The organism is Acinetobacter sp. AOR41_HL (assembly GCF_027854645.1).
GTDB lineage: Bacteria > Pseudomonadota > Gammaproteobacteria > Pseudomonadales > Moraxellaceae > Acinetobacter > Acinetobacter nosocomialis.
In genome coordinates this window covers 36,195-50,079 of sequence record NZ_JAKTHZ010000022.1, presented here as the reverse complement: position 1 = coordinate 50,079, position 13,885 = coordinate 36,195, and the positions used below count along the sequence as shown (strand labels likewise).

Annotated in this window: 6 protein-coding genes; 2 read left to right on the top strand and 4 right to left on the bottom strand. The window is 34.9% G+C overall.

Annotated features, from left to right (window positions below):
- Positions 1–17 precede the first annotated feature (17 nt).
- A complete protein-coding gene (gene hsdR / locus MKL35_RS07760) occupies positions 18–3,533 on the bottom strand; it encodes a type I restriction-modification system endonuclease (RefSeq protein WP_270913297.1) in 3,516 nt (1,171 codons plus the stop codon).
- Between the two features lie 249 nt (positions 3,534–3,782).
- Between hsdR and MKL35_RS07755 the strand changes: the two genes are divergently transcribed.
- Positions 3,783–6,968, top strand: a complete 3,186-nt coding sequence (locus MKL35_RS07755; RefSeq protein WP_270913295.1) for a DEAD/DEAH box helicase — start codon at positions 3,783–3,785, stop codon at positions 6,966–6,968.
- A 61-nt stretch (positions 6,969–7,029) separates the two neighbouring features.
- Positions 7,030–8,940, top strand: a complete 1,911-nt coding sequence (locus tag MKL35_RS07750; RefSeq protein WP_270913293.1) for a hypothetical protein — start codon at positions 7,030–7,032, stop codon at positions 8,938–8,940.
- On the opposite strand, the gene MKL35_RS07745 is transcribed toward MKL35_RS07750, so the two are convergent.
- The 3 genes from MKL35_RS07745 to MKL35_RS07735 form a co-directional block, all read right to left on the bottom strand.
- A complete protein-coding gene (locus tag MKL35_RS07745; RefSeq protein ID WP_270913292.1) occupies positions 8,933–9,958 on the bottom strand; it encodes an HNH endonuclease in 1,026 nt (341 codons plus the stop codon). The two genes, MKL35_RS07750 and MKL35_RS07745, sit on opposite strands and share 8 nt — an antisense overlap.
- Before the next feature lie 7 nt (positions 9,959–9,965).
- A complete protein-coding gene (locus MKL35_RS07740) occupies positions 9,966–10,553 on the bottom strand; it encodes a class I SAM-dependent methyltransferase (RefSeq protein ID WP_270913291.1) in 588 nt (195 codons plus the stop codon).
- Between the two features lie 70 nt (positions 10,554–10,623).
- The gene (locus tag MKL35_RS07735) at positions 10,624–13,884 is read right to left on the bottom strand and encodes a C-terminal helicase domain-containing protein (protein WP_270913290.1); all 3,261 of its coding nucleotides are present in this window, start codon (positions 13,882–13,884) and stop codon (positions 10,624–10,626) included.
- Position 13,885 lies beyond the last annotated feature (1 nt).

Here is a 13,885-nt window from a genome sequence, read left to right as displayed (position 1 = left end):
TCAATCCAAATTAAAAATTACGCACTTTGCGAAAGCCAAATAGCTTCGCTCAATTGATCTAAAACAGTATCGAGCTGATTGCCTAACACTTTATCCATTTGCTTAGCACCGCCCTGATCACTAAAGCGGTTATTAACAAACTCACGGTCAATAATGACTTCATGTACAAGCTGCTTTGCTAAACGTTCCAACCATTTACGTTGGGCTAATGTCCATGGATGCATAGCATAAATTCGTTGCATCCCTTGCATGACACGTTGTTCAAATGGAATTAATGCTTCACCTAAAGCTGCCCGACGTATATGCCCAACAATACTCGCGGCAATGTCTTGATTGGTTTGCTGGAGAACTGCACTCCGCAAATTGGCTTCATTATACCCGTTGCCATCCAACAACAACTTAACTTCTTTTAACTGCTCTCGAGTTAAATCTTTAGGTCTATTTACCACTACACCTAAAGCAACAGACAAGTTCAACTGTTCTTTAATAAAGTGATTAAATTGATCTAGGTAATCTTCAGGCTTTTGATTTGCACCATAAGTCTGTTCTCGATTGACCAACTCATCCTGATGCTCTGAAATAATAGGCTTCCTATCAGAACCAAGAAGTTCATCAACTTTAGCTAACTGATTGACTAAGCCTGAATGCTGTATCATAAATTCAGCAGCCTTTTTAGGGCCTAGATCATGTAAATGCTTATGAAGTGTCTTAGGCTCAACACCCCACTGTTCCTGCAATTCATTTAACTTTTGTTTTAATAACGGCTTATTTTCTGCTTTTTTCTCAGCTTTACGCAAAACTCTCATTAATTTTTGGCTTAGCTGACTCAGGACAACATGCGCATGTGTTTCCCCTAATTGCTCACCAGGGCAGTTTAATGCTCTGTTCAACATTTCAGGATCTGTTAACTCTTCAACGAGTTGTTCTAGAGTTACATTCGGGTCTTTTACTAACGGCTTCATGGTATTTACATCTTGCAAAGCAGCATAAATATCCACAGGGTCATAGATACGAAAAACAGTTTTGCCAATCTCATCACAACGACGGGTCGCACGACCAATCATCTGTTCATATAAAATACGAGACTTCACTCGGCGCATGAACACAAGATTACAAATCTTAGGAACATCAATCCCTGTAGTAAGTAAGTCAACAGTAACTGCAATACTCGGGTATCTCTCATTTTTGTATTGACGAATTAGTTGATCAACCTTGTCACTTTTACCTGTAATCTTGGCGACCGCAGATTGATTATACCCACCATTGTAAATATCTTTAAAAGCATCCCCTAAAAGACGTACCACCATATCAGCATGAGCATCGGTCGCACAGAAGATCATGGTCTTCTCATCACCAAATGGATCAATTTCTTGAGCTAATTGTTCACAGATCACTCTATTAAAGTCTTTAGTAATTACTTGACGGTTAAAAGCATCAACTTCGAAATTAAGCTCATCATCGAGTTCAGCACTTTCGATTGAGCCTGTTTGTGTATTGATCGCATTAACATTTTCCCCTTTGGAAAATTTAATCCCATTTTGAGAAAGTAAAGTTTCATAACGAATCGGTGGCTCATGATCTATAAGCCAATCATCTGCGACTGCTTCTCGGTAAGAATAGGTATAGACGGGTTTACCAAATATGTCACTCGTATGTTTTGCAGGAGTTGCTGTTAAACCTACTTTGACTGCGTCAAAATAGTCCAACACTCTTCTATAGCTAGATAGATATTGAGCGGCATCACGAGTTGCGATTTCGCCTTCAGTCATTTCCTGATCTAGGGCATACCCCCGATGGGCTTCATCCACAATAATACAATCGAATTGGTCAACTGGAGGTGGGTTATCACTCTTAAATATGCGATTGACCATTGCCTGCACCGTTGCCACTTGCACACGTGTCTCTGCTTCAGCAGTCATATCACCCAGCTCAGCTACATTATAAATTTTAGATAACGTATAGTTTTGCTCTAATGGAGCTTCGTTGAACGCATCAAGCGCTTGCTGACCTAAAGCAGTACGATCTACTAAAAATAAGATACGTTTAAATCTTTCTGTTTTTAAAAAACGGTACATCAAACCAATAATTGTTCTTGTTTTACCAGTCCCTGTTGCCATTGCTAACAGCGCTGAACGAACACCTTGAGATAAAGCATTTTCAACTGCAATAATTGCTTTTTGTTGATAATCACGAACTTTTAAATATCCAAAAGGCTCATCTTTTAATTTTTGTTGCGCCTCTTCTTTACTTCGTTTAAGGATATCTAATAAACCGTCTGGACTATGAAAGGATTGTAATGGACGTCTAGTGTTACTCACACTGCGTACATCTCTAAACCAAGTTCCAGACTGTTCTGCCGATTGTTTGAAATACTCGCGACCATTACAAGAATAAGCGAAAGGAATATGATAGAAGCTATCAACACCATCAGACCAAGGTTGTGATAATCCTTCTAGCAGCCAAGCACCTTGTAGTGGAGCTTCGATCGTTATTCCATGACTGTACCGTTCAGCTTGAGTGATAGCGCCAGCCACATTCAGATTTTCTTTTTTTGCCTCAACTACAGCAATTGGCGTTAATCCTGAAAACAGCACATAATCAGCACGTTCACCTTTAATATTTCCTCGCATAGGCCATTCAGCAATTGCAATATTTCGCCCTTTCTCAGGTCGAGCACCTTTACGATAATCTAGTTCTTGTGTATCGGCATCCCAACCAGCCTCTTGCAACTGCTGATCAATTAAAATACGAGTCAATTTTTCATCTAATACAATAGATTGACTTGCTGTTCTTGCATTACGACCAATCTGTTGACGTTTGACAGAAACTTCTTTTTCATTCTTACTTAAAAGTTGTTGCTGTAACTCTTTAACCTTTTCTTCATATTCTCGTTGCTGCTTTGCAAGCGCATCTTCATGGGCTTTAGCTTGGATAGCAAATTTCTGAGCAGCCTCATCCATTGCTGAAGCTAATGCTTTAAACTCTGCTTTTTCTTTAGCAATTAATTCATTCAACTGCTGACTAGAATCCACTTGAACATTAGTGGCTTGTAAGTCATTTTTTAATTTAGATATTTCAGCCTGCAACTCTCGCAATTGTAAACTAGGATCAGCAGGAGGAACAAAAGGTGTTGGTTTGAAATCTGGTCCAGCCTTACCAAAAGATCGATGAAACCAAATTGCTAAATTACGCGCTACAACTAAACCACTAATAGCTTCTTTATGTTTGGTCTTAAATTGGTGAGTTGCTTTGTTACCCTCAATCCGTAAAGTATGAAATAAATCACGTACAACTTTATCTAATTTTAGCTCACCGTTTAACTTATAAATTAAGTCTGCCTGAGTGGTTTGCTCACTAAATTCAATACCAAGTGTTACCGCCATATGTTGTGCAATAGCTTCCCCTAGCTGACGAAGCTTAATTAAAGTTGTATTAGGATCGCTATAGAAAGCTCTCTCAGCTGCCCCAGCCAATTCAACGAATAAAGGGTCGTACTCAACCAAAAAAGCAAAATTTGTCGATTCAAGTGTCACGCTAAATCTCTCAGTCTTATTTTTTATCAAAGGTAATAACTAGATAATCAAACTATAATGACATCAGGTTACAAGTTTACGCCAAATAAATATCTTTTATATTAGCCGAACAATGACTTATATAGATCAAAAGATCTATATATATTTCCTAGGAGAATAGATCTGATTTCATTTAGAACTTAGGTAGGCAAATCAATTGCTAAGAACTAAATTAGTTGTTAAATTCTATTTTATTTTTATACAAAGAATATGAATTCACATTCTAATACTAATCAATATTTATTGTTTGAAGAAGAATACTCAACCAAAGACTATCTTTTTGTTTCTAAAGAAAAAAATAAGATAGGCAGTATATCTCGTTTAGCTTTACCTCAAAAAGAAAATATTTTTTTTATTCAAAAAAAAGAAAATTGTACTTATACACTAATTCATAAAGAATCTGGTCTACAATTTGAAGCTGAACTCACAAAGTATAAAAATAGCTATAAAATAAAGAATAATCTTTTATTTCCAAAATTTGAGTACGAGAAGAGTTTAACCGAAGTACAGCTTTTACCTCAGCATGCAACAGAAAAGAGCCTTCGTCCCGCACAAATTGGAGCCATACACTCTCTCTTATCACATTGGTCTTTAGAAAATGGGGTAGCCACAGTTGTGCTCCCTACAGGGACAGGCAAAACCGAAACAATGCTCCTAACAAGTATTGTAACGCAAGCTATTAAAACGTTAGTTATTGTTCCAACTATAGATTTAAAAGAACAAATTTTTGAAAAATTTCAAAACTGGGGGATGCTTAGAGAACTTGGGGTAATCCCTTACAATTTTAAAAACCCCAAGATTATCGCACTCGAAAAAACAATAACAACTGATGAAGATATAGATGTAATAAATTCGGCCGAAGTTGTTATTACAACACCTGCATTATTGGCTCGTAGTCCAATTAAACTACATAATAAACTTCAAAAACTTTTTAGTAATGTTTATTTTGATGAAGCTCATCATGTCAAAGCACGTGAATGGGATCTGCTAAAAAAATTGTTTAAAACATCTAAAATTGTTCAATTCACAGCTACACCTTACAGACATGATAGACAGCCTATAGAGGGTAAGGTAGTTTTCAATTACCCACTTTCTCAAGCTTTAAAAGATAAATGCTTTTCAAAAATTTCACTTATCGCAGTGGATGAAAGACATCCAAAAAAGAAAGATTTAGCTATCGCCCAAGCCGCTGTACAAAAGTTAATAGCAGATCGAAAACAAGGCTGGAAAAATCATAGAATTATGGTTCGAGCTAATAGATTAGAAAAAGCTACCGAGCTTTTAGCGCTATATCAAAGCTGTTTTCCAGATGAGAGAATTACACTTGTTCACTCTGACTCCCCCCAAAGAAAAAGAATTATTGAAGATATAAAAAGGGATATGTATGACATTGTAATTTGTGTAGATATGCTTAAAGAAGGTTTTGATTATCCTAATTTTAAAATTGCTGCTGTTCACGGTATGCATAAATCCATCTCTGTCTTACTACAGTTTATTGGTCGTTTTACCAGAACACAGGAGGGACTTGGAGATGCCTCGTTCATTGTAAATTATGCTGAAGAAAATATGTATCTAGAATTGGAGAACTTATTTCAAGAAGGCACTGGATGGGAACATGTTATTAGCCAAATTGCAGATGCTAGAAAAGCTCAAGCAGAATCTCTCCTTTCATTTTTACAAGGATGTCAACCATATGCTGGCTTTGACTCTCCCGATATCACATTAAATCCCAAGTTAGTATACCCGGCTTTAAGCTGCGTTTGTTTTCATGCGGATAAAGTAGATTGGCTTAAATTTAAAGATGCATTTAACATAAATAGATATGCTATTTCCCAACCCTATTTTAATCAATTAGAAAATGTTTTTTATTTCACCACACAAAGTCGGGACAAAGTAAAATGGGCTCGTTCAGATAAAATTAGGGATCAAACTTGGGGGCTTATTGTTTTACATTACGACATTTCAACTAAACTTCTTTATTTAGGATACTCAGATAAACTACTTGATATTGAAAATTTAATTAAAAAAATTAGTCTAGATACGGCAGTTCAAATTAAAGATGATAATGTTTTTAAAGCTTTTCACAATATAAAAAGATTAAGTATTGTCCATGCAGGTATCTTCAAACCAGCTAATCATCTACATCGCTACTCTCGACTGAGTGGGGCTGATGTAACAGCTGAGTTAAGCAAATGGAAAGAAGGAAATAGATGCAAGAAATCAGATTTTGTTGGTATCGGTTTTAAAGAAGGTAAACCTATCAGCATAGGAGCATCGATTAAAGGTAAAGTCTGGAGCCCTTCTAAAGCTGCTGATCTAAAAGAGTGGAAAGAATGGTGTATTAATATTGGAAAAGTAATTACAGATCCCAACATTGATGCGAATCAAATTCTAGAGGACTCAGCTGAAAAAATTCAGCTAGAAGAATATCCTGACAATATGGTTGTTTTAGGTACAGATTGGGCAGAAGATCTTTATGAAAAAATACATAAGCTAACTTTAGAGGTAGATGGAATTTCTTATCTACTCTCTGAAGCAAAAATTAATTTTATTAATTTTACTACCCAGACAGCTCATTTCAAGATATCTATTTATGAAACTGAAATCTTATTTTCACTTACGTTAGGCGGAGAAAAAGGGTTCCAAATTGAAAGATTAGAAGATAAAAAAATATATATTTCAGGTATAAAAAAAGATGAAATACTATTAAAAAAATTCTTAGAAGACTACCCACCAACACTTTTTTTAATTAATAGTGATACTATCGCAGGATGTATCCATACAAAATTTAGTGATAAACCAGAATATCGAATTCCAAAAGAGAGAATGGAAGCTTTGGAATGGAATGATGTAAATTTTAAGATTGAATCTATCTATAAAGATGGAGGAATGCGTACAAATTCCATTCAAGAATTTATGATGAAAAAGTTTATTTCTGACGGGGCCAATATTGTCTTTAATGATGATAATTCTGGAGAGGCCGCAGATATTATTGCAATATTCAAAGAGGAAAATCTTATTCGTTTTGAACTTGCTCACTGTAAATATTCTAAAGAAAAGGCTGGAGCAAGGCTATCCGATCTATATGAAGTATGTGGACAAGCAATAATATCTTTACGTTATAAATGGAGACCTGAAGAATTAATACGACATTTATTACGCCGCAATCAAACAGGCGTTCTTGCTGGAAAGAGATTTTACTATGGTGAGCAAGATGAGCTAAACGAGATCAATAAAGCACTAAAGTACACAAATGTTGAGTTTGTTTTCTCAATAGCTCAACCAGGAGTAAACATTTCTTTAATTACTACAGATATGTATGATTTCTTGAGTTCCATCTATTCTACTGTTATTGATATGACTGAGACTAAACTTAAATGTTATTTCAATAAGTAATTCTTCGTGTATAAAAATCAAAAAAGGTTAAATAATATACATTTTTATAAAAAATTAATCTATGAAAAATTATATTCCATTCGATGCTACTGTATTACCATTCACACGACTTACCAGCGAGCAATTTGAACAATATTGCGAATGGTTACTTATTAAAGATAAAAATTTAAACAATGTTCACCGTATTAAAGGTAATGGACACTATCAGGGTGGGCTTGATATTTGCGCCAATTTTGTAAAATCCCCTAGAATGCTAGCTGTTTATGAATGCAAATGCTGGGGAAATTTATCAATTCAAGAACTAGAGAAAACTATAAAAAAGTTCAAACAAAACGACTTACTCCCTAACATAAATAAATATGTCATTATCCTTGCACAAGAAGAAGTACCTAGAAATATTTCGAAGAAATGGCATGAGATACACCAAGAACTACATGCTTTAGGAATTGAGTCCGAGTTATGGACAGCCGTAACTTTAACCACAATGTCACAATCCTATCCTGACATTGTTAGCAAGTTCTTTCCAATGGCTCCTGAAAGTCAGTTTTACAATGAATGGATGCTTAGAACTCACTTTATTGAGACATTACATAAAGCGTTAATTGATCCTGATGAAAATAATCGAGAAGCGGCTAAAGAATTTCTTGATTTCTCTTCATTAAATTATTCAGATTTTGATGAATCCTTTTTTGAGGATGGCAATTGGAAAATTAAAAAAAAGTGGATTGAAATTTCGGCTTTATTACCAACACAAAACCATGTCGGCTCTGCCACTATTACGGTTAAAACTCATGATGCTCATGGGGCAAGTGTTATTCTAGAAAACAAATGGATGTTAGAAAATTTCTTAGGGAACTCAGGACAACCTATCCATTCTCGCTATAGACCATTTTATATTGGTACTCCATCAAATCAATCTGAGGTTATAGACTTACAAAACTGTCGCTTTAATCTACCAATTGAAGTTATTCAACAAATTACAGAAGTTGCAGACAATCTTACTTCTGCCTATCTCGGAGCAATACAAAAAATTGAAGACATATGGAAAGCTTATAACTTTCCTTTTATTTCATGGAATGGTCGAACATACGTTGCTTTATGTACATTGTCCAAGAAAATTTGGGACCTAATGATTAAATTTACGCACGTTCATGATGTAGATAATGGAGACACTGAATGGCATATATTTTCAGCATCTCGAAATTTCATACAACTATATACAGGAGAAAAATATAAACCTGTAGAGGATGTTTATCATGGTATGTTTTGGGCAGAAAACATTGAAGATATCAATGACAAAGATGAACTCACCTTGTTATGGGAACCGCCCCTTAGCAAAATCCCTGTATCAGAAAAACAATGGTGGTCTTGTCAAACTTCATTTGAATGGATAACAGAGAGATTTATTCCTGAAGTTATTAGCTGGGATAAAAAGAAAAGCATTTTTACTTATTTTTCCCCCTTAAAAAGAATTAAAGGTTTCAAGGATTTAGAAGACTTTGGTTATATCAGAGACATTCGTGAGTTTGCTTTGCTAAAAGATCACTTCTATCGGACTTTAGGTATATTGAAAACCATTGAGTTACTTCAAGCATTTTACATCTCCCATCACAGCAATCGAGCCTATTTCACAACTAATGAAATTTCACAGCTCTATCTTTGTCTCATTCCTTTAGTTGAAAATGCAAAAGGCTTTTTTTCTTATATTTCTTCAAAGCTCGATTTCTATAATGAAGAATTTGCAAATTTTGAGGAACTTCTTAATGCACTCATAAGTAGAGTAGAAGAAGAGATTTTTTTAATGAATAATCATGAAATTGAACTTATTTTCAGAGCCATGTGTGAATGTATCTATGGTGATGAATCATGGATAGACATCAATCTACAAGAGAAAATTTATTTAGCTCTTAAACCTTTTATAGAATTCCATGACCATCAACTACTTATAGATAGATACTCTAAATTTATGTAAACGAATAGGGCTTATTTGTCCACAATAAATATCCATTATCCTTTGCCTGTCGATATGCCCAACTAGCAACACTATGTGACCGTCCAATATCTGTCAGAAAACCAAACTTCGACAATTCATCCGTAATTAAACTATCAAAGTTTTGGTTTCGCTCTTGCCATTGAAATAAAAACTCTTCTGACGCCAAGAAATCACTTTTAGCTGAATTACATTTTTCATCTGCAAGCACAAAATTATGACCTGTATCTGCTGGGTACATTGCCCAAGGTATGAAATGGTCTACAGCCCATTTATTTTGCTTAATTGGCTTTTGGCAGTAAAAACACTTACATGCCTGTAGGTCAACTAGAAATGCCCCTACTTGTCGAAGCTGACTTCGACTTGGCTCAAACATGAATGTTGCCAAATCAGGCAAGCCATCTAGAACCAATAAATTACCTTTATTTAACCTGACAAAATCAACCCACTTTTTTTGACATAACTCTTCAATAATTTCACTGAATTGACGTAAGCAATACATGACATTTGGCAAAAGTATGAGTTGTTTTCGAGACTCTTCTAAACGATATAAAAACTCAATATTTTGACCTTTCAAATTTTGTAGGTAAGTTACAGGCATCTTCTTTACGATATCTGCCACTTTCTTTTTCAATTGCAGCCAGTACACATGGTCTCGTCTGGCTAAAGCAAGGGATTTATACCGTTGTTGGGCTGTATGAATTAAGCTAATAATTCCTGCTTGCTTACCATTATTCTGTTGTAACAGGAATGGTTCATTTTCATTAAAATGAAATGGGAAAGTCTGCTTCCAGTATAAATCTATAAATTTTTCTGCAATATCCAGATAGTCTAAAGTTAAGTTTTCTCCAGTATCACACCCTTGTTCAATTGCCAAGCGGGAAAGACTCATCAATAAAGCAAATTTATAAGTCGAAGAAAAACTTCCTGAATGCAAAATTTGCTGAATCTGTTTCAGAAACTTAAGTTGCTGCTGTGGTGTTGGTACAGATACTGACATTATTTATTCAATTTTGTTTTTGAAATACGATATTCAGCCAATCTTCATTATGATCGGAACGTTTATCAATGGTAATCCATTGTTGTAACAATAAAATATTAGCAAATTTTTTTAACAAACTCTGTGCTTGTAATTCATCCATATCTGTAAATTGTCGTCCATCCTTGTAACGATCTCCCGCGCCATATTTAAATGACATATAGCAGATACCATTCACTTTTAATGCTTTTAGTATTTTTCCCAACACATCAGGTAAGTATTTTCTTTCACAATGTAATAGTGAAGCACATGCCCAAATACCATCATATTGATTTAGCTCAGCCAACTCATAGAAGCTTTCAAAACGCACATCAATTCCAGTCACTTGACTTGCCTTATCAACCAGTTCTTTTGAATAATCAGTTGCTGCCACCTGATAACCTTTATTCTTAAAAGCCAAGGTATCCCTACCTGAACCACAACCTAAATCAAGTATAAAGGCATGGTCTGGTAGATAGCGTAAAAATGGTTGATATAGGCTCTCCATATCTACTTTGAATGTAGACTCGAAGAACCCTAATGCATTTATATCGTAATAATCTAAAGTTTGTTTCATTTATAACATAAGTAATTTTTTTCGATTCTACCAAAAAAATAAGGGAGCAAAAGCTCCCCCATCCACTTGCTTAGTTTCCCAACTTAGCTTCAACATCAATCTTATGTTTGTACTTTTTTTCAATAGCTCTACTAGAACACGGTGGTCTGAGATCAATCCAAAACGCTGACAACTGTTCTATATCTTGTATATCCTGAAATCTTGCTAAAAGATCATCTTGTCTTGGCTGACCAAATGCCATTCTATAAAGGCTTAAATCTGATTTTAATCGGGTCAGCTTTTTCTCTTCTTTACTATACGGCAGCCATGGAACATAGCGTTGAATCGTGGTTGTTCCTTTCTCTGAAATCCAAAACGGAATCATGTCATTTTTAGATGTACATTTCTCTAAATAGGCTTTGTCAAAAAGTATTTTCCATGGATCTTGACCTGTATGGTATACAGGCTTCAAAGTATGAAAGTTATGAAATTCTGCAATATTCTTCCGAACTGCATAGCCTTTATAACGATGTACACGACCTTCTCTCTGCTCCAAATCAATTGGATTTGAGGGCAAATTCCAATGCATAACTGCATGGCACCATAAATGAAAATCTAAACCTTCCTGACCAATAGATGTTGATGCTAGTACAAATGGTCTAAAAGGTGAATTAAAAGCATCTCTTACTTTCTCAATTCGAATTTCTTGTCCTGCTTCATTTTTCCCGCTACCGAATCTTAAAGCGAATTTACAACGTACATCAAAAGCATCATCAACCACTTGATTATTTCTTACTTTGAATTGATGTACCCGTACATGGCTTGTACGTAGCGTTAATACTGAATAAAGAGACTCTGAAATTTCGTTTATACGTGCACACGCAGATCGATTAGTTAAACCTAAAGACTCTATCAGTACATGGATATGTTCATCCAATAATGCTTGTAAATTACCTTGTAAACTATATTGGAGTACCTTTCGCCAATAGGATTTACCACTAAGAGATTTAATCAATCCAACATTTTCAGGAACATTAAACAAACTTTGGAAACCTGCTGTAATGCGTAATGCGCCTAAAAATAATTCATGTGCATCGTTCTTAACCTCCTTCTCAGTTAGGACACGTTTTAATGCCCGATATGCACATAATGCAGGTGATGCTAGAACAATATCAGCTAAGACCTCAAAAAAATCTTCTGGTAATCCGCCTAACCTCCTCCCACCTAAAAGTTCCTTGACTATTGATTTAATTGCATCCACAAAACCTAAAATGGTCTTATTTTCTAATGTCTCAGTGTCATCATCTAGTTTTTGGGAGAAATGACTTGCCCATGTATCAAACCTCAATTCCCAATCCAAATCATCCTCAAGCACAATATCTAATAAAATAGGTGCCAACCAATACCAATTAGTATCAAAATCAGATATATCAGGATCTTTAAAACTATCTAGAACAACACATTGTTTTTTTAGTTGATCAATTACTAGAGATTTAATTGAAGTAATATTGACTTCAATTAAATCGATTTCACTCAAAATCAAATCCAAAGGATCTAGCTTAGCTAAGGTGATAGAAGGATATAAGAGGCTGAGAAAATGAAAAGATTTTGTCTTAATATCTAGAGGTCTCGAAGGTGTATTTTTTTTAAAATAAGTCAAGTCTTGTGTTTTACCATACATTAACCTTTCTGCCTCGTAAGAGGTAAATGCTGCAATCGCATTTGGAACAGCATTCCATGCAGAGAAGATCAGTTGTTTCGTCAAATGATTTTTCCCCTTATAAACGCCATAAGGTTCCCAATAAACTAAAGATGGTGGCATCCATAATAATTTTGCCATCCCTTGATCAAGGGTCTCTCTAATCAATAAACGAAGTTTAGAATTATTCAATGGGATAGGCTTATATTTTTGAATATGCTCTTTTTTTAGGCTATATTTATTGGCTTCTCTCAGTCCATTTTTAAATTTTTCTGAAAATTCAGATTCATGAGATAGTTTAGTATTTTCAATTTTCCGACCCAAATCATAATCTTTAATAAAGTTAAGCGTATAAGGTATGGACTTCCAATATTCAGTCACATTGCTCACATTGAGTGAATCTAACAAATTTCTCATTGAGGCTGCGTACTTCAAATCTTCCACATCTAGTACCGAACTTTCATTATGTTCTGAAAGCATGGAATTATTATCATGACTCAATGATACTCTTTCTGTGCGGCACATTACTTCAAGTAAGTTATTCTCTACTTTACGCTTCAAATCATCAATTTTTTCTCTATTCGTAAAGCCTAAAGCAAGTTCCCTTCTGTACTCCAACATTAGTTTTTTTAGAAATTCTAACTTAGACTCATTATTAAAAAGAAAACCGAGGATTTGCATCAATTCAGCATAATGATCTGTTTCATCTTCCCCTTGTACGCTATACATTTTATAAGGTGTCGCTGAAAGCATAAGAATTTTACTTTGATCATCTGAGAAAATCTTTTCAGCAATCATCTGTGCTTCATTATCAATACTTTGACCATCTGTTGCTTGTTGAATTAACAAGTTTTTAAAACGTTGAAACTCATCTAAAATAATTAAACTAGGTTTCAATGCTGACAAACTAACAGAGGCTAAAATTGATCTAAGCTTTGCTATTAACCTATCTCTCAACTGTATGACATAGATATCAGATTCAGCCGAATCACTATAATGAATACTTGTTTCTTCAATCTGCTTCATTAGCTTTAGATCTTTTTGAAGCTCTTGTCTAAATGAATTCACAATAGTTTGATCATAAACTTCCTTGCCTTGATTTAAACATTCATCTATTCGTTCATCCCAACGATTAAGCCCGACCTTACATCTGAGCAATTCTTTTAGCGCTGTTTTGACTTGGGTTGATGCAAATAATGGTTCTAGAAGATAGTAAAGTATTGCTCTTTCATCGGCCTGCCCGCCTTTACTTCGGGTATGATCCAATGCAGTACTCGGTGTCAGACTGATAAAATTAACCTGACTTTGCTTCAATAAAGAAGTTTCTCTTACTAGATAGGTTAAACGTGTCACTCTAACCACTTCATCTTTATTGGTCACATTCAATCTACGGATGTTCTGAGTAGCAATGCTAGCATTTGAACAAATATAAAGAATGTCAATTCGCTCTTGATGGGTACTTAAATGTTCGATCGTTTTAGCAATTACACCTCTAGCAACCAAGGTTTTACCTAAGCCAACCTCATCAGCTACTAAAAATCTCGCATTATGTTCACGCTCAAAAAGTTTAGAGAACACCCAATGAACTGTATTACGTTGAAAATCTTTTAAATTATGTAAAACTGAGTCAGATGAAAATGTTGCTTTATTCAAT

Coding starts and splice junctions, on each gene's coding strand:
- MKL35_RS07740 (WP_270913291.1), bottom strand. CDS start 10,553: ATGAAACAAACTTTAGATTATTACGATATAAATGCATTAGGGTTCTTC.
- MKL35_RS07745 (WP_270913292.1), bottom strand. CDS start 9,958: ATGTCAGTATCTGTACCAACACCACAGCAGCAACTTAAGTTTCTGAAA.
- MKL35_RS07750 (WP_270913293.1), top strand. CDS start 7,030: ATGAAAAATTATATTCCATTCGATGCTACTGTATTACCATTCACACGA.
- MKL35_RS07755 (WP_270913295.1), top strand. CDS start 3,783: ATGAATTCACATTCTAATACTAATCAATATTTATTGTTTGAAGAAGAA.